This is a genomic window from Neisseria sp. Marseille-Q1983, assembly GCF_018224585.1.
Lineage (GTDB): Bacteria > Pseudomonadota > Gammaproteobacteria > Burkholderiales > Neisseriaceae > Neisseria > Neisseria polysaccharea.
On the sequence record NZ_JAGTUI010000004.1, the window covers coordinates 60815 to 77384 of the forward strand.

Annotated in this window: 16 protein-coding genes and 3 pseudogenes; 12 read left to right on the plus strand and 7 right to left on the minus strand. The window is 49.5% G+C overall.

Annotated features, from left to right (window positions below; genetic code table 11):
• Positions 1–37: 37 nt before the first annotated feature.
• Both uvrB and KEM39_RS01775 read left to right on the plus strand, forming a co-directional pair.
• On the plus strand, positions 38–2065 hold the full coding sequence (uvrB, locus tag KEM39_RS01770; RefSeq protein ID WP_118997176.1) for an excinuclease ABC subunit UvrB: 2028 nt from the start codon (positions 38–40) through the stop codon (positions 2063–2065).
• Between the two features lies 1 nt (position 2066).
• The gene (locus KEM39_RS01775; protein ID WP_118997175.1) at positions 2067–3041 is read left to right on the plus strand and encodes a hypothetical protein; all 975 of its coding nucleotides are present in this window, start codon (positions 2067–2069) and stop codon (positions 3039–3041) included.
• Positions 3042–3398: 357 nt separating this feature from the next.
• Here KEM39_RS01775 and KEM39_RS01780 read toward each other — a convergent pair whose 3' ends face one another.
• The gene (locus KEM39_RS01780; protein ID WP_118997173.1) at positions 3399–3863 is read right to left on the minus strand and encodes a hypothetical protein; all 465 of its coding nucleotides are present in this window, start codon (positions 3861–3863) and stop codon (positions 3399–3401) included.
• Positions 3864–3921: 58 nt separating this feature from the next.
• Here KEM39_RS01780 and KEM39_RS01785 point away from each other — a divergent pair.
• Both KEM39_RS01785 and KEM39_RS01790 read left to right on the plus strand, forming a co-directional pair.
• Positions 3922–4149: pseudogene (locus tag KEM39_RS01785) on the plus strand (transposase); the annotation flags it as partial.
• An 89-nt stretch (positions 4150–4238) separates the two neighbouring features.
• Positions 4239–4772 (plus strand): hypothetical protein, encoded by a 534-nt coding sequence (locus KEM39_RS01790; RefSeq protein ID WP_003752575.1) that lies wholly within the window; start codon positions 4239–4241, stop codon positions 4770–4772.
• A 234-nt stretch (positions 4773–5006) separates the two neighbouring features.
• On the opposite strand, the gene trmB is transcribed toward KEM39_RS01790, so the two are convergent.
• The 4 genes from trmB to KEM39_RS01810 form a co-directional block, all read right to left on the minus strand.
• On the minus strand, positions 5007–5723 hold the full coding sequence (gene trmB / locus KEM39_RS01795; protein ID WP_211709522.1) for a tRNA (guanosine(46)-N7)-methyltransferase TrmB: 717 nt from the start codon (positions 5721–5723) through the stop codon (positions 5007–5009).
• A 116-nt stretch (positions 5724–5839) separates the two neighbouring features.
• A complete protein-coding gene (locus KEM39_RS01800) occupies positions 5840–7243 on the minus strand; it encodes a tetratricopeptide repeat protein (RefSeq protein ID WP_211709523.1) in 1404 nt (467 codons plus the stop codon).
• 117 nt (positions 7244–7360) lie between these two features.
• Complete coding sequence (gene uvrC / locus KEM39_RS01805) at positions 7361–9247, minus strand: excinuclease ABC subunit UvrC (protein WP_118997170.1); 1887 nt, start codon at positions 9245–9247, stop codon at positions 7361–7363.
• A gap of 53 nt (positions 9248–9300) precedes the next feature.
• Positions 9301–11463, minus strand: a complete 2163-nt coding sequence (locus KEM39_RS01810) for a heavy metal translocating P-type ATPase (protein ID WP_211709524.1) — start codon at positions 11461–11463, stop codon at positions 9301–9303.
• A 138-nt stretch (positions 11464–11601) separates the two neighbouring features.
• Between KEM39_RS01810 and trxB the strand changes: the two genes are divergently transcribed.
• The 6 genes from trxB (at position 11602) to KEM39_RS11460 (ending at position 14302) form a co-directional block, all read left to right on the plus strand.
• Entirely contained in the window at positions 11602–12552 is a 951-nt protein-coding gene (trxB, locus tag KEM39_RS01815; protein ID WP_002213296.1) for a thioredoxin-disulfide reductase, read from the plus strand.
• Between the two features lie 154 nt (positions 12553–12706).
• Entirely contained in the window at positions 12707–13075 is a 369-nt protein-coding gene (gene rpsF / locus KEM39_RS01820) for a 30S ribosomal protein S6 (RefSeq protein WP_118997168.1), read from the plus strand.
• On the plus strand, positions 13076–13378 hold the full coding sequence (gene priB / locus KEM39_RS01825; RefSeq protein WP_118997167.1) for a primosomal replication protein N: 303 nt from the start codon (positions 13076–13078) through the stop codon (positions 13376–13378).
• Between the two features lie 6 nt (positions 13379–13384).
• Complete coding sequence (gene rpsR, locus KEM39_RS01830; protein ID WP_002213306.1) at positions 13385–13615, plus strand: 30S ribosomal protein S18; 231 nt, start codon at positions 13385–13387, stop codon at positions 13613–13615.
• Positions 13616–13631: 16 nt separating this feature from the next.
• A complete protein-coding gene (gene rplI / locus KEM39_RS01835) occupies positions 13632–14084 on the plus strand; it encodes a 50S ribosomal protein L9 (RefSeq protein ID WP_118997166.1) in 453 nt (150 codons plus the stop codon).
• 14 nt (positions 14085–14098) lie between these two features.
• Positions 14099–14302 (plus strand): hypothetical protein, encoded by a 204-nt coding sequence (locus tag KEM39_RS11460; RefSeq protein WP_240002724.1) that lies wholly within the window; start codon positions 14099–14101, stop codon positions 14300–14302.
• Here KEM39_RS11460 and KEM39_RS01845 read toward each other — a convergent pair.
• On the minus strand, positions 14256–15062 hold the full coding sequence (locus tag KEM39_RS01845) for a sulfite exporter TauE/SafE family protein (protein ID WP_061726629.1): 807 nt from the start codon (positions 15060–15062) through the stop codon (positions 14256–14258). The two genes, KEM39_RS11460 and KEM39_RS01845, sit on opposite strands and share 47 nt — an antisense overlap.
• Positions 15063–15809 (minus strand): CDP-diacylglycerol--serine O-phosphatidyltransferase, encoded by a 747-nt coding sequence (gene pssA, locus KEM39_RS01850; protein ID WP_025458074.1) that lies wholly within the window; start codon positions 15807–15809, stop codon positions 15063–15065.
• Positions 15810–16307: 498 nt separating this feature from the next.
• Here pssA and KEM39_RS11945 point away from each other — a divergent pair.
• Together KEM39_RS11945 and KEM39_RS01855 are read left to right on the plus strand one after the other, a co-directional pair.
• Positions 16308–16376 (plus strand): annotated as a pseudogene (locus KEM39_RS11945) (hypothetical protein); the annotation flags it as partial.
• 76 nt (positions 16377–16452) lie between these two features.
• Positions 16453–16570 (plus strand): annotated as a pseudogene (locus KEM39_RS01855) (IS1595 family transposase); the annotation flags it as partial.

Below are 16570 nucleotides of genomic sequence, written 5' to 3' on the forward strand. Positions count from 1 at the left end.
TACACGCTTTGTCCGCAAACGCATCACAGGCAAGATTATGGAAGTTATCCAATACCCAAATTCCCCCTTCAAACTCCACCAGCCATTCCCGCCCGCCGGCGACCAGCCCTCCGCCATTGCCGGCCTGCTCGAAGGGCTTTCAGACGGCCTTGCCTATCAAACCCTGCTTGGCGTAACCGGTTCGGGCAAAACCTACACCATGGCGAACGTCATCGCCCAAAGCGGCCGCCCCGCCATCATCATGGCGCACAACAAAACCCTTGCCGCCCAGCTTTATGCCGAAATGCGCGAGTTTTTCCCTGAAAACGCGGTGGAATATTTCGTCTCCTACTACGACTATTACCAACCCGAAGCCTATGTGCCCAGCCGCGATTTGTTCATCGAAAAAGACAGCGCGATCAACGAACACATCGAGCAAATGCGCCTTTCCGCCACCAAAAACCTGATGACGCGCAACGACGTGATTATCGTCGCCACCGTGTCCGCCATTTACGGTATCGGCGACCCGACCGAATATCAACAAATGGTGTTGTCCATCAAAGAAGGCGACACCATAGCCCAGCGCGACATCATCGCCACGCTCGTTTCCATGCAGTACGAACGTGGCGATTTGGACTTCAAACGCGGCAGCTTCCGCGTGCGCGGCGACGTGATTGACGTGTACCCCGCCGAAAGCTCCGAAAACGCCTTGCGCATCAGCCTGTTTGACGACGAAATCGACCGCCTCGATATGTTCGACCCGCTTTCAGGCAGCCTGCACCAGCGCGTAGGCCGTTACACCGTCTTCCCGTCCAGCCACTACGTTACCCCGCGCGACACCGTATTGCGCGCCTGCGAGTCCATCAAAGAAGAATTGCGCGAATGCATTGATTTCTTTACCAAAGAAAACCGCCCCGTCGAGCAACAACGCATCGAACAGCGCACCCGCTTCGACCTCGAAATGCTCTACGAAATGGGCTTCTGCAAAGGCATTGAAAACTACTCCCGCCACTTCTCCGGCAAAAAAGAAGGCGAACCGCCGCCCACGCTGATGGACTACCTGCCCGACAACGCCATCATGTTCATCGACGAAAGCCACGTTACCGTTACCCAAATCGGCGGCATGTACAAAGGCGACGCATCGCGCAAGCAAAACCTCGTAGATTACGGCTTTCGCCTGCCCTCCGCCCGCGACAACCGCCCACTCAAATTCCACGAATTTGAAAAAGTCATGCCGCAAACCGTCTTCGTTTCCGCTACTCCCGCCAAATACGAAGAAGAACACGCCGGACAAGTGGTCGAACAAGTCGTCCGCCCCACAGGGCTGGTCGACCCCCAAATCATCATCCGCCCCGTCGCCACCCAAGTCGACGATTTAATGAGCGAAATCAACGACCGCATCCAAAAAGGCGAACGCGTGCTCGTTACCACCCTCACCAAACGCATGGCGGAGCAACTCACCGACTATTACAGCGAACTCGGCATTAAAGTGCGCTACCTGCACAGCGACATCGACACCGTCGAGCGCGTTGAAATCATTAGAGATTTACGGCTCGGACTGTTTGACGTACTCGTCGGTATCAACCTCTTGCGCGAAGGCTTGGACATCCCCGAAGTCTCCCTCGTCGCCATTCTCGACGCCGACAAAGAAGGCTTCCTGCGCTCACACCGCAGCCTGATTCAAACCATAGGCCGTGCCGCGCGCAACGTGAACGGCATCGCCATCCTGTACGCCGACAAAATCACCGACTCCATGAAAGCCGCCATCGACGAAACCGAACGCCGCCGTGAAAAACAGATAAAATTTAACGAAGAACACGGTATCGTACCGCAGCAGATTAAAAAACAGGTCAAAGACATCATCGACGGCGTGTACCATGAAGAAGACAGCGGTAAAGGCCGTCTGAAAGGCAAAAACAAAGTTAAAGTCGGCGAAATCCACAACGAAGAAGACGCGGTTAAAGAAATCGCCAAACTGGAAAAAGCCATGCAGCAGGCGGCTAGGGATTTGCAGTTTGAAGAAGCGGCGGTGTTGCGGGATAGGATACGGGGGATTAAAGAGAATTTATTGTTTGGGGCGGAATAAGATGAATAATAAATTACTACAAAATGCTATTAATTCCATTGAAATTGGTATTGAAGATTATAAACTAAGCCAACAAGATGAACGTAGGATTATTTCCTGTGTAAGAAATGTTTTTGCAGGAATTTTGCTGTTATTTAAGTATAAATTAGTTGAACTAAGTCCAGCTAATTCCGACGAGGTTTTGATTAAACAACAGATTTCATGGTTCATAGAAAATGGCAATATTATTGCAAAAGGTAAAGGCAATAAAACGGTTGATGTTCAGTCTATTAAAGATAGATTTAAATCATTAAATATTTCTATAGATTGGGAAAATCTAGACAAAATAAATTCTTATCGAAACAATATTGAACATTATTATAGTGAATCATCTATTAGTGCCGTACAAGAAATGATTGCAATGTCATTTCCTATTGTAAATAATTTTATTAGAAATAATTTAGACTATGATCCTGAAGAATTATTCAGTAAAGATACATGGGAAAGACTATTATCAATTAAAAGTGTATATGATAACGAAAAAAACTCATGCCTTGATGAATTGAGAAGGCTAAATTTCTATTATGAAGAAATTTATGAAACGATTTCAAATCATAAATGCTCTAAATGTGGTTATGGTTTAATTACAGTAGATCATGAAGATGATGGCAAAAGCTATGATGCTAGCTGTCAAATTTATAGGTGCAAATCATGTAATAAAACATGGGATTATGAAGATTTAGTTAGAGAATGTTTATATGAAAAGTATGAAGATGAATGGTGGGAGTGTCGGAGATATGGTGGAGAAGAGCCTGTTGTAACATGTCCTTTTTGTGAAGGACAATATGATTATATTGAAAATATTTGTTATTCATGCGGTAATAAGGCAGATGGAATCTGCCAAAATTGTGGTAGTAATATTCCCACTTCAGAACTAATGTTTTATCCACTTTGTGGATACTGTGATTATGTTTTTGAAAAATTGCGTGAGGAATAAAACAAGCAAGCCATAGCCTGTATTCCCACCAAATGCGTGTGTGGCTGCGCCATACCCCCTACCTGCGGGTAGCACAAACTTTAAAACCGACTTGTAGGGCGTGTGCGGTACGCATGCACGCGTTCTTTGCGTGAGGCAGCAAGCGTAGGTCGGATACTTGTATCCGACAAAATCTTTAATACTTCCGTAATTGCAATCCATTGCAGCAATGCCCAAAATGTCAGATTCGAGAGTCCGACCTACGGAAAATTAAAGATTTTATGCGGGCTACGGCTTACTTGTTGAATTTAGATTTCATACGAGCTATGGCTTGCTTCTTAATCGTCTCTGAAGAAATTTTGAGCCTACCTACGTAATTTATTTATTATCTAATATTTTTATAGGTATTAATGGATTATTTTCCTCCCATGGAACTTCATAATCTGAAAAAATAGATTCTAGCGCTAGAATGAACGAATGATTAAGCTCAAATGGCAAATCTTCGCATTCGAATAGTTCGGGAATATAAAATTTAACTAAATCCAAACCTTTTTTTGTTAATGTAATTTCCCCAGAATACCATAATTCATTATTTTCCATACCAAAAGGATTTTGTTTTGCAAATTCTTGGCAAAACATGAATATCTCTTGTATTTTATCAAATGTAAAAGGCCATAAAATAGCCAATTCACATACTAATAGTCGATATATAAATTCAACTGCAAATTGCCATTGCCATGTTTGCGGTTCGCGCCCTAGTGGTGCAAAAGATATCGGAGTAAGATTATCAAAGGCCAAATATTCAAATCCGCATTGTATTTCTTCTGCTGTTTCTTTATTCATAGTAAAACCTCTTTAGCTGGGAATTTAAATTTTAAACTTGTGGGCTTTCCTTTTTTACCAATATTTAATCGGCGGCAATCTCAGGCTTTGGCAAAACGCTTTGGGGAACATACTATCCGCGATGAGGCCGATTTTGCCTGCCATTTTGTTCAATCCGGTCAAACATGGCTATGTAGGACAAATTTCCGATTGGCGGTTTTCTACGTTTTACCGTTATGTCAAACAGGGTATTTATCCGCATAATTGGGGTGGTGGCAATGCGGACTTTTCTATTGAATACGATTAAAGTAATGTCGGATTCGAGAATCCGACCTACGGGAAACTAAAGATTTTATACGGGCTACGGCTTGTTGAGTTATCAAAGGAGCGAAAATAATGAATCAGAACAGGGATCTTCGTTTTGCAAAGCAGTTTGGAGATTTTGCTGAGTCTTTAGTAATGTATGTTTTAGGTCTAAATAATTGGTCAGTTGCGCTAATTGATCATGTTGGTGCTGATGTTTTGGCGATAAGCAGAGAAAAACCATGTAAGAGGATAGTTATATCGGTAAAAGGAAGAAATTTCCCAGAGACAGAAAGCAAATCATTTGATTTTGATAGGAATAATATAAATAAATTAAAAGACACAGCCGAGCTTTTAGATATGGCTCCCGCAGTTTCTTTTGTATTTGTTGATACTTCAGAAAAATTAAGGAAAATCAGATTGATAATGACTGAGTTATCAGAGTTGGAACGTCTGGCTGAAGATAAGGCTATTGATTTTATAAACTATAATAGTAAGCAAGGTATTCAAATAAAATTTACTCAAACTAAAAGAGTAAATCATTTGTGTGCAATAAAAGAAACTCCTAGTATTTTTTATACGGAACTAACATTTAATGTTGAGGGCGTGTTTTCTCAAAAGACATAATCTATACTCCAATAAACTTTGAGTAGAGCAGTGCCATATACTTTACCTACGAGCGGGACAAATTTAAAACCGATATACATAAAACCTACAAGGATGCGTGCGGTATACACGCGTTTTTGCCGTTCAAACCATTATTTCAAAACTTGTATTGAAACATCACCCGCTGCTTTATCTTGAAAAAATGCCGTCTGTCAGCAAACGTGCTTCAGACGGCATTTTTTATCCGGCGGTTTGTTATCTGATCCGTTTGAATACCAAGTCCCAAACGCCGTGTCCGAGGCGTTTGCCGCGCGCTTCGAATTTGGTTTCGGGGCGGTAGTCCGGGGTGGGGGTGTAGTCTGCTGCCGTATTTTTAAGGCTGTCGAAGCTGCTGAGGACTTCAAGCATCTGCTGCGCATATTCTTCCCAGTCTGTCGCCAGGTGGATATAGCCGCCGGTTTTGAGTTTGGGCAGCAGTTTGGCGATGAAGGGGGCTTGTATCAGACGGCGTTTGTGGTGGCGTTTTTTGTGCCACGGGTCGGGGAAGAAAATGTGGATGCCGTCGAGCGAGCCGTCTTGCAGCATATTTTCGACAACTTCTACGGCATCGTGCCTCATCACGCGGATATTTTCCAAATGGTTTTCGTCTATGAGTTTGAGCAGGTTGCCTACGCCGGGACCGTGTACGTCGATGGCGAGAAAGTCGGTTTCGGGCAGCCTGCGGGCGATTTCTGCGGTTGCCGTTCCCATGCCGAAGCCTATTTCGAGGATTTTGGGACGGCTGCTTCCGAAACGGGCATCGAGATCGGCCGGTGTTGCTTGGTAGTCAATGCCGAAGCTGTCCCATAAGGTATCGATGGCGCGTTGCTGTGCGGCGGTCATGTGGCTTTGGCGGAGGACGAAACTGCGGATGCTGCGGGGATGTTTGGCTTGCCAGTTGTTTTGTGTTTGGTTTTCGGCGGTGTCTGTCATAATGCTTTCGTGCGGTTGTGCAATCAGGATGCCGTCTGAGTGAGAGCTGTCTGTTCGGACGGCGGGAAAGGGGCGATTATACCTGTTTCGTTTTTGCGGGGTAAATGTACCGGTGTTCAGACGGCATTTTGCCACTGTTGCAACAGTTCTTGCAGAAAGCTTTTTTGTTCGTGTCCGCTGTTTATGGCTTCTTGCAGGTAGCGGCAGGCTTTTTCTTTGTCCGGCCCTACACCGTGTCCGCTGTAATGGATGCAGGCGAGGTTATAAAGTGCCATGCTGTCTTTTTGCGCGGCGGCTTGCTCAAACCATTTGCGTGCTTTGTTGTAGTCGGCGGCTATGCCCTGTCCGAAGTAATACATACTGCCCAGATTAGTTTGGGCTTTGCTGTGGCCGAGTTCTGCTGCTTCTGTGTAGAGTTTGAGCGCCGCTGCGTATTCGGGTGTGCATTGTAATCCGTAATGAAGGGCTTGGGCTTTTTGATAAAGCTGCTCTGCCTGTTGCCGCCTGATGGCGGAATCTTTGATGCCGCCGTATTGGTCGGGATGGTTTAACGCGCTGTCGGATATGAGTTTCTGATAGGCGGAAAGGCTGCCTGCTTCGGCTGCCTGCCGATAATAATGCCGGGCTTTTTCCGTATCGGGGGCTATGCCCAAACCGTAGCGGCAGATGTCACCCAGTATCCGCAAACCTTCGGGATGGCGTTCGGCGGCGGCTGCTTCGGCATGATGCAGGGCAAGTTTGTGGTTTCTTTCCAGATGCTTGCCTTGTAGGTAGATGTCGGCAAGTGCGGCATGGGCTTTATGGTCATTTTCCCGTGCGGCCTGTTGAAACCAGTGAACGGCTTCATCGGGAGCCGTAGGTAGGATGAGCTCGGCAAGTGGGGTGTAGGCAGGAATGTATCCTTGTTGTGCGGCGGCGCGCAAATGATTGACGGCCTGTGCCGTGTCGGCTTTCGTCCCTTGTCCGAAACGGTATTGCAGCCCGAGCTGCCAATGTGCTTCCAGCAAGCCTTGTGCCGCCGCTTTTCGGTGGAGCAGGTGCGCCGTTTCAAAATCCGGCGGTGTGCCGTACCGGCAGTATTGGGCAAGCAGGTATTGCCCGTGGGGGTTGTTGTTTTTTGCGCTTGTTTTTGCCCATTCCAAGGCTTCTTCAAAATGCCGGGACGCATACAGCAGGTACATCAGGCGGACTTGCGCTTCGGGCAGACCTGCTTCTGCCAGAGGCTTGTAAAGCGGTATCAGGGTTTCCGGGGGTGCACCTTCCAATTCTTGGATATATGCCAAATTATAACGCGCGTAGGGATGCCCCTGTTCGGCGGCGATGCGGAGCATTTCTATACCCTGTTTGTAGTCTTGGTACGGGCTGTTTGTATCAAGCAGGTGTTTTGCCAACTCGAATGCGGCGGCGGGATGACCTGCCGATGCTGCCTCTGTAAGCAGGCGGTGGACTTCGCTAAAGTCAAATTGTTCTTGAGACAGGAGTTCTAAGGCCTGCCGATAGAGTAAGTCGGGATTGTTCATATCAGATCGTTTTCCGTTTTGTCGAATCATCGTTATTCGTCATGAAGTTAGGTTTATATCGGCACGACGACCTACTGTATCATATTTTTTACAGACGGTTTTTGCTTGGGTGGCACACTAATGCAGATGATTGTAAATCGTTTCCGCCAATGCCTTGCTGATGCCTTCGACTTGTTCCAAATCTTCTTTGCTGGCGGCAACGACGCCACGCAGGCCGCCGAAGCGGGTAAGCAGGGCTTGGCGGCGTTTGCTGCCTACGCCGGGGATGTCGCCGAGGGACGAGGTAATGCGTGCTTTGTCGCGTCTTTTGCGGTGACCGGTGATGGCGAAACGGTGTGATTCGTCGCGTACGGTTTGCAATAAATGCAATGCCGGGCTGTTGGGCGGCAGGCGGAAGACTTCGCCGGTAAAAGGCAGTATGAGTTCTTCCATGCCGGCTTTGCGCTCCGGGCCTTTGGCGATACCGACCAAAGGAATGTGCAGCCCGAGTTCTTCCCATACGGATACGGCTACGCCGATTTGCCCTTTACCGCCGTCAATCAACACGACATCCGGCCATTTGACGCTTTCGCCGTTGGCTTCGGCTTCCTGCATTTTGCCGTAACGGCGCATCAATACTTCGCGCATGGCGGCGTAGTCGTCGCCGGGTTTGGCGGTCGTGATGTTGTAGCGGCGGTATTGCGAAGGCTGGATGTTTTGCTCATCGTACACAACGCAGGACGCAATAGTGGCTTCGCCTTGGGTGTGGCTGATGTCGAAACATTCGAGGCGGTTGAGGCCGTCTGAATCCATGCCGAGGATTTTGGCCAGTTCATCAATACGGTGTTGCTGGCTGCTTTGTTGCAGGCGGCGTTGTGCAATCGCCATTTGTGCGTTTTGCTCCGCCATTTTCAACCAAACTTTGCGTTCGCCTATGGTCTTGGTGACAAATTGCATTTGTTTGCCGTGTTCGCTCTCTAGGGCTTCTTTCAATGCGTCGGGCATGGGGAAGTTGCTGATGATGATGTCAGGTTTGCTTTTACCCAGATAGTGTTGGGCGACGAAGGCTTCGGCATAGTCTTGCCCGTTTGGCTCGGGATCGTTTTTGGTGTCGGGGAAGAAACTTTTGTCTCCGACGTGCCGCCCACCGCGTATGCTGACCCAGTGTACGCAGACGATGCCGTCTGAAACCGCCAGCGCGAGCAAATCGATATCGTTGGGGTTGTTCGGGTTTTTGCTGTCGATGAACTGGTTGCTCTGCATAATGCCGAGTGCTTGGATTTGGTCGCGGTAGCGGGCGGCTTCTTCAAATTGCAGATTCGCGGCGGCAGTTTGCATTTTGTGTTGCAGGGTGCGGGTCAGTTCGTCGGTTTTGCCGTTGAGAAAAGTGGCGGCTTGACGCACGCTGTCGCGGTAGTCTTCTTCGCTGATGTGTCCGACGCAGGGTGCGGTGCAGCGTTTGATTTGGTAAAGCAGGCAAGGACGGTCGCGATGCTCGAATACGCTGTCTTCGCAGGTACGCAGCATGAAGACTTTTTGCAGGATTTGGATGCTGTCGCGCACAGCGTTGCTGTTGGGATACGGGCCGAAGTATTGGTTGGGCTTTTTCAGCGTGCCGCGGTAATACGCCATTTGCGGATATTGATGGCCGCTGAGCATCAGATAAGGATAGCTTTTGTCATCGCGGAAAAGGATATTGTATTTCGGCGACAAGGCTTTGATGAAGTTGTTTTCAAGAATCAGGGCTTCGGCTTCGGAACGCGTGATGGTGGTTTCGATATGATGAACCTGTTTTACCATCAATGCGATGCGCGGCGAATGGTCGTTTTTTTGGAAATAACCGGACACGCGCCGCTTGAGGTTGACGGCTTTGCCGACGTATAAGACTTTGCCGCCTTCGTCAAAAAAACGGTACACGCCCGGCAGCTTGGGCAGGTTTTTGAGGAAGAGCGGGATGTCGAATTGTTCTGGAGAACGGTTTTCTGTATTCATATCAATCATTTGAAAAACGGCTTCAGACGGCATATCGGCAGCGGCAGCCTTATCCGTTCGGAAAGGCTGCAGGCTGTTATATGCGGTCAATCGATTTTTACCCGTTTCAGGCGCAAGGCATTGCCCAATACCGAAACCGAGCTTGCCGCCATTGCTGCGCCTGCGATAACAGGGTTTAAAAAACCGAGCGCGGCAAGCGGAATGCCCAAAATATTGTAGAAGAAGGCGAAAAACAGGTTTTGCTTGATGTTTCTCAACGTCGCCCGCGATACCGATAGGGCATCGGCGAGTTGGTTGACCGAATGTTGCATCAGCGTGGCGGATGCGGTGTGTTCGGCAACGTCCGCGCCGCCTTTCATGGCGAAGCTAACGTTGGCGGCGGCGAGCGCAGGTGCGTCGTTGATGCCGTCTCCGACCATCGCCACGGTTTTGCCGGCGGCTTTGAGTTTCTGCACTTCGGCGGCTTTGTCGCGCGGACTCATATTACCGAAGGCGTGTGCGATGCCCAGTTGTTTGGCGACGTACTCGACCGTGCCTTGGTTGTCGCCGCTCATGATGTAAACGTCGATGCCGTGTTTTTTCAGACGGCCTATGGCTTCGGCGGTATCGGCTTTCAGCGCGTCGGCAAGTGCGAATGCGCCTATGGGTTTGTTATCGACCGAGACTGCAACAATGCTTGCAATGTCCCAAACGCCGTCTGAAAACTCGGGCAAGGTAAGTTCGGCAAATTCGGCTTTGCCTGCTTTCACCAAACCCACGTCTTCCACTTCGGCGGCAATGCCTGCGCCGACAACGGTTTGAGCGTTTTGTGCGGCAGGGATTTCCAAGCTGCGCGTTTGGGCGGCGGAAACGATGGCACGGGCAAGCGGATGAGTGGCGTTTTGTTCGACGGCAGCGGCGATGCGGTACAAATCGTCTTCGTCAAAGCCGCTGTCGGGAACACAATAAACGGCGGCAACCTGCGGCCTGCCTTCGGTCAGCGTGCCAGTTTTGTCCAACACAACGGCATCGACGTGGGCGGCTTCTTCCATTGCCGCTGCGTCTTTAAACCAAATGCCGTGTTTCACTGCTTTACCCATGCCGACCATAATCGCGGCGGGTGTAGCCAGACCGAGCGCACACGGGCAGGCAATCACCAAAACGGCGACGGCGTGCATCAGCGCAACCGTCCAATCGCCCTTAATCAGCCAAGTAACAATAAAAGTCAACAACGCAATGCCCACAACGGCAGGCACGAACACTGCCGCCGCCTTGTCCGCCACGCGCGCAATCGGTGCTTTACTGCCTTGCGCTTCAGAGAGCGCGTTCATCATGTCGCCGAGCAGGGTTTGGCTGCCGAGCTGCGTAGCGCGGTACACCACGCTGCCTTCGGTCATCAGCGCGCCTGCCAACACTTTGCCACCCGCTTTTTTCTCTTCGGGGTTGGATTCGCCGGTAAGATGACTCTCATCCGCCCAACCGCTGCCGCTCTCGATGATGCCGTCGGCGGCAATGCGTTCGCCGTGGTTGGCGCGGATAAGGTCGCCGATTTGCACTTGGTCGATGGGCAGTTGTTTCCATTCGCCTTCGCGCTGCACATTGACTTGGGTCGGCGTGAGTTTGAGCAGCAAGCCCAAGCTGTTCAGGCTGGATTTTTTGGTGCGGTGTTCCAAAAATTTGCCCAGCGACACAAAACCAATCACCATCACGCCCGCTTCAAAATACACGTGCGCCATTCCGTGTGCCGCGTGCGGACTGAAAAACAACATATAAACGGAATACAGGTAAATCGACACCGTGCCGATAGTAACCAGCACGTCCATATTCGCCAGCCCGCCTTTAATGCTCGCCCACGCGCTTTTGTAAAACGGGATTGCCAGCCAAAGTTGCACTATGCTTGCCAGTACAAACTGCCATACAGGCGGAATCATCCAATCGTATCTGCCAATCATCATCCCCGCCATACCGATAAGAAAGGGGATATTGATGGCAAACAAAAGCCATAATCTCCAGCCGATATGGTGTTCTGCTTCAGGTTGTGGCAATGTATCTTCCGTTTTTTCCTTTGCGCCGTAACCGGTTTTCTCAATGATTTTGGCAATGTCGGCTACCGACATTTTGCTGTCGTCAAACGTAACCTGTGCCTCCTCGCTGGCAAAGTTCACCCCTGCTGATTCGACAAAATCTTTTTTATTCAATACTTTTTCAATACGCGAAGCGCAGGCCTGACAGGTCATGCCTTCGATTTGGAAACGGATTTTTTGTTGCATAAGTTTGATTCCTGCTTTGATGTTCAGACGGCAGTCAAGGTTGCGGGATGCCGTCTGAACGCTCGTATGGTCGAAATTTCTCAAACGCGCCGATAATTCGAGTAGAATCCGAAAACTTGACACAGCAAAGGAAAAACAATGTCCCAACACCGCAAACTGATTATTTTGGGTTCCGGCCCCGCCGGATACACTGCCGCCGTCTATGCCGCGCGCGCCAATTTAAACCCCGTCATTATTACAGGTATCGCGCAAGGCGGGCAACTGATGACCACCACCGAAGTGGACAACTGGCCTGCCGATGCCGACGGCGTGCAAGGGCCGGAATTGATGGCGCGGTTTCTCGCCCACGCCGAACGTTTCGGAACAGAAATCATTTTTGACCAAATCAACGCCGTCGATTTGCAAAAACGCCCATTCACACTCAAAGGCGATATGGGCGAGTACACTTGTGATGCCCTGATTGTCGCAACAGGCGCGTCCGCCAAATACCTTGGTTTGCCGAGTGAGGAAGCGTTTGCAGGGAAAGGCGTTTCCGCCTGCGCCACCTGTGACGGTTTCTTCTACAAAAACCAAGATGTTGCCGTAGTCGGCGGCGGCAATACGGCAGTTGAGGAGGCACTCTACCTTGCCAATATCGCCAAAACCGTTACGCTGATTCACCGCCGCAGCGAGTTCCGCGCCGAAAAAATCATGATCGACAAACTGATGAAACGCGTGGAAGAGGGCAAAATCATCCTCAAGCTGGAAAGCAACCTGCAAGAAGTACTGGGCGACGATCGGGGCGTAAACGGCGCATTATTAAAAAACAACGACGGTTCTGAGCAACAAATTGCCGTCAGCGGCATCTTTATTGCCATCGGGCATAAGCCGAATACCGATATTTTCAAAGGGCAGTTGGAAATGGACGAAGCCGGCTACCTGAAAACAAAAGGCGGTACGGCGGACAATGTCGGTGCAACCAATATCGAAGGCGTATGGGCGGCGGGCGACGTAAAAGACCATACCTACCGTCAGGCAATTACCAGCGCGGCTTCCGGCTGTCAGGCGGCTTTGGACGCGGAACGCTGGCTGGGCAGCCAAAACATTTGAATGCCGTCTGAACCGAAATTTTCGGCGGAATGCAAGTTTTTCGTACCAAATCCTTGATTCCGTCGGCAAACCCCAATATAATGCCCGTTCTTTGAACCTTGCCTTCTGCTTTCGCATGGCAGAAGGCTGTTTTTACCATCCATAAGGAGATAACATGCGTCATTACGAGATCGTGTTTATCGTTCATCCTGATCAAAGCGAGCAAGTGCCCGCTATGGTTGAACGTTACAAAACCATGATTACCGAGGCAAACGGTAAGATTCACCGTTTGGAAGATTGGGGTCGCCGCCAACTGGCTTACCCGATTAACAAAATCCATAAAGCCCACTACGTTTTGATGAACATCGAAACCACTCCCGAAGTTGTTGAGGAGTTGGAAACCGCGTTCCGTTTCAATGATGCGGTATTGCGTCATCTGACCATCAAAACCAAACACGCCGTTACCGAAGCATCCCCTATGTTGGGGGGTGAAAAGGCTAAGAACCTGCTGAACGGTGCGTCTGAAGAAGCGGCTGCCCAATAATTGGGATTCACTAATCTTGTTTCGCTTGCCGCGTTAATTGAAAAGGTTTTCCCTATTCGATATACGCCTGCCGGAATCTCTGTCTTAGATATTATTTTAAAGCATGAATCATGGCAGAAAGAAAATGGGCAGCAATGTCTTGTCCAATTGGAAATTCCGGCACGGATTTTAGGCAGGCAGGCGGAAGAGTGGCAGTATCGGCAAGGTGTATATGTTCACGTCGAAGGTTTTTTAGCTCAAAAAAGCAGACGTTCTCTTATGCCGATGCTCAGAATACAAAATATTCAAGAATATAAAGGTTAAACGACAATGGCTCGTCAATCATTCAAACGTAGAAAATTCTGCCGTTTTACGGCTGAAAAAATCCAAGAAGTCGATTACAAACAAGTTGATTTGCTGAAAGACTTTATCTCTGAAAACGGTAAAATCATTCCTGCACGCATCACAGGAACGAAGGCATTCTACCAACGCCAATTGGCTGTTGCCGTAAAACGCGCACGCTTTCTGGCTCTGCTGCCTTACACCGACCAACACAAATAATTTTGGAGATTGAATCATGCAAATTATTCTGTTAGAAAAAATCGGCGGTTTGGGTAATTTGGGCGACATCGTTACTGTAAAAAACGGTTATGCCCGTAACTTCTTGATTCCTGCTGGTAAGGCAAAACGTGCTACTGAAGCGAACATGAAAGAGTTTGAAGCACGCCGCGCAGAACTGGAGGCCAAACAGGCTGAAATTTTGGCAGATGCCCAAGCCCGTCAGGAAAAATTGGATGGCCAAACCATTACCGTTGCACAAAAAGCTGGTGTGGACGGTCGCCTGTTCGGTTCCGTCACCAATGCCGACATTGCTGCTGCAATCGTTGCTGCCGGCATCGAAGCCGTGAAAGCAAATGTACGCCTGCCGAACGGTCCTCTGAAAGCCGTTGGCGAGTACGAAGTGGAAGTGGCTTTGCACACTGATGCCGTTGCTAAAATTACCGTTGCCGTCATTGCCGCAGCCGAGTAATTGAAATTATCAGAATGCCGTCTGAAACCCTGCCGATTATCGGAATGTGGTTTCAGACGGCATTTGTTTTGTTTTCTGTATATTCTGCAAAGGTTTCGGTCAGGTTGTCTGTCCTTTTGTCGGAACAGAAGGCTGAGCAGCTAATTGCTTGTGCAAACGGTAAGAAGGTTTTTAAAGCAGGTTGTACAGCATTTTTCCGGCAATCAAAAGCAACATAATGCCGAAGGATTTTTTGAGTTTGGCAGAAGAAAGTTTGTGGGCGGTTTTGACACCGAGCGGGGCAAAGGCAATGGTTGCCGCGCTGAGGACGGCGACGGCGGGCAGGTAAAGGAAGCCCAGTGACCCTTCGGGTAATCCTGCAATATTCAGGCCGTTGAGCAGATACGATATTGCGCCGGAGAGTGCAATCGGCCAGGCAAGGCCGGATGATGTGCCGATGGCTTTATGGGCGGGGAAGCCGCAGTGGATTAAGAAGGGGACGGAAAGTGAACCGCCGCCTATGCCGACCCAGCTCGACATTGCGCCGAACAGTGTGGAAACCGCAGTCAGTCCGGGCAGCTTGGGTAGCGGGCGGGATGCCGTCTGAGGGCCGGTATGCAGTGTTTTGAATGCGACGGCAGTTAAAAACAGGATGAAGAAAATTTGAAGCCCGAATGCGGGGATATATTTTGCGGAGAGTGCGCCCGCGAATACGCCGAATATCATACCCGGCATCATCGCAAATACGGTTTTCCAGTCGACCGCCTGTTTTTTGTGCTGCCCCAACATACTGGAAAAGGCGGTGAAGACCATGACGGCGAAGGATGTGCCGACGGCGAGGTGTTGCGCGTAAGGATGTTGTGCCAAACCCTGCAAATCAAGTACCCATAAAACGACAGGGACAATCAGCGTGCCGCCGCCTACGCCGAACAGACCGGCAATAAAACCTGCCGCACTGCCTACGGCAAGCAGGATTAAGATAATGTCCCAATGCCACATTTAATCCGCCTTTCTGTATTTTTTCCAGAATCGGCGTGCCGCCATAATGTAGCCGGACAGGCTGTATCCGAGAAAGAACAGGAAGAGGACGAGCGACGGTTCCCAAGTGACCAGAAGCAGCAGTAAGACGGCAAGCAGCATTCCGACAAAGGGGACTTGTCTGCGGATGTTGATTTCTTTAAAACTCCAAAAAGGGATTTGGACAATCATCGACAGGCCGGCAAACAGTGTGATGCCCAATGCCCACCAGTGGACGGCGGGGAATTTTTCGACGCTGTGGTTGACCCAAATCAGCCCGACAATCAGCGCGGCGGCAGTCGGACTGGGCACGCCGATAAACCAGCGTTTGTCCACCTTGCCGATGAGCGTGTTGAACAGCGCAAGGCGCAGGGCGGCGCAGGCGCAGTAGATGAAGGCGACGGAATAACCGATTTTGCCGAACTGCCAAAGTTGCCATTTGTAGGCAATAAGCGCGGGGGCAACGCCGAAGCTGACCATGTCGGCAAGGCTGTCGAGCTGCTCCCCGAACGCGCTTTGGCTGTTGGTCAGCCGCGCCACGCGCCCGTCCATACCGTCCAAAAGCATGGAAATGAATACGGCAATAGCGGCGGTTTCATAACGTCCGTGCATGGATTGGGTGATTGCGTAAAACGCGGAAAACAGCGCGGCGATGGTAAAGGAATTGGGCAGCAGGTAGATACTGTTTTGACGCAGGGAGCGTTGCGGGGTGTTTGGCGGGATTTCCATAGCTGAAGTGTCTCACGGACGTGGAGAATTGATGTTCGGATTATAACGCAAACGCTTATCGAACAATACGCCCTGCTGGTTTAAGCCTCTGATAAGATGTTTGCATGAAAGGCGGAAACAGAAGCCACGGGCGGATTTGCCATTGCTATCGGTAATGTCAGCAAGTCCAACTTGATTAGAAGTACGGTATTGGCTCCGAACTCAACCATTGACGATAAATCTGACAGCAGCCTTTTGTTGGGTAATAGTGCGACCATTACAAAAAGTACAAATTCGGTTGCATTCGGTCTGCTCTCTAAAATCGAAAATTCACAAAATGCCGTTGCGTTTGGTCGAAGCACAAATGCAACAAATGCCAACAGAGGGATGGTAATCGGTTCAACGTCGACGGTTTTATCTGAAAACGGCGTTGCAGTAGGTGCGTTCTCCGAAGTAAAAAACTCGGAAAGTGCCGTCGTATTGGGTAAAAGTGCCAATGCAAAAGATGCTAACAATGCGATGGCATTGGGTGCTGGTGCCACTGTTTCGGCTGAAAACGCCGTAGCGGTCGGTAACGGTGCCAATACCAGCGGCAAAAATGCCGCTGCTGTCGGTAAAAATTCTAGGGGCTGTACTAGATTAGCAGATATGTTACCCTCGAAATATGAAGATAACACACTGCAAATTAAAGAAAAAAGTACAAAAAGAACTACTCCGTTTTTTTGTACTGGAAGTTACCGCCCGTTCTGCCGCCGATATTTTGGGTATCCATCCCAATTCGG

What these genes read in the sequence shown, in the direction of transcription:
- uvrB (WP_118997176.1), top strand. Translation starts at nt 38, where the DNA reads ATGGAAGTTATCCAATACCCAAATTCCCCCTTCAAACTCCACCAGCCA.
- KEM39_RS01775 (WP_118997175.1), top strand. Translation starts at nt 2,067, where the DNA reads ATGAATAATAAATTACTACAAAATGCTATTAATTCCATTGAAATTGGT.
- KEM39_RS01780 (WP_118997173.1), bottom strand. Translation starts at nt 3,863, where the DNA reads ATGAATAAAGAAACAGCAGAAGAAATACAATGCGGATTTGAATATTTG.
- KEM39_RS01790 (WP_003752575.1), top strand. Translation starts at nt 4,239, where the DNA reads ATGAATCAGAACAGGGATCTTCGTTTTGCAAAGCAGTTTGGAGATTTT.
- trmB (WP_211709522.1), bottom strand. Translation starts at nt 5,723, where the DNA reads ATGACAGACACCGCCGAAAACCAAACACAAAACAACTGGCAAGCCAAA.
- KEM39_RS01800 (WP_211709523.1), bottom strand. Translation starts at nt 7,243, where the DNA reads ATGAACAATCCCGACTTACTCTATCGGCAGGCCTTAGAACTCCTGTCT.
- uvrC (WP_118997170.1), bottom strand. Translation starts at nt 9,247, where the DNA reads ATGCCGTCTGAAGCCGTTTTTCAAATGATTGATATGAATACAGAAAAC.
- KEM39_RS01810 (WP_211709524.1), bottom strand. Translation starts at nt 11,463, where the DNA reads ATGCAACAAAAAATCCGTTTCCAAATCGAAGGCATGACCTGTCAGGCC.
- trxB (WP_002213296.1), top strand. Translation starts at nt 11,602, where the DNA reads ATGTCCCAACACCGCAAACTGATTATTTTGGGTTCCGGCCCCGCCGGA.
- rpsF (WP_118997168.1), top strand. Translation starts at nt 12,707, where the DNA reads ATGCGTCATTACGAGATCGTGTTTATCGTTCATCCTGATCAAAGCGAG.
- rpsR (WP_002213306.1), top strand. Translation starts at nt 13,385, where the DNA reads ATGGCTCGTCAATCATTCAAACGTAGAAAATTCTGCCGTTTTACGGCT.
- rplI (WP_118997166.1), top strand. Translation starts at nt 13,632, where the DNA reads ATGCAAATTATTCTGTTAGAAAAAATCGGCGGTTTGGGTAATTTGGGC.
- KEM39_RS11460 (WP_240002724.1), top strand. Translation starts at nt 14,099, where the DNA reads ATGCCGTCTGAAACCCTGCCGATTATCGGAATGTGGTTTCAGACGGCA.
- KEM39_RS01845 (WP_061726629.1), bottom strand. Translation starts at nt 15,062, where the DNA reads ATGTGGCATTGGGACATTATCTTAATCCTGCTTGCCGTAGGCAGTGCG.
- pssA (WP_025458074.1), bottom strand. Translation starts at nt 15,809, where the DNA reads ATGGAAATCCCGCCAAACACCCCGCAACGCTCCCTGCGTCAAAACAGT.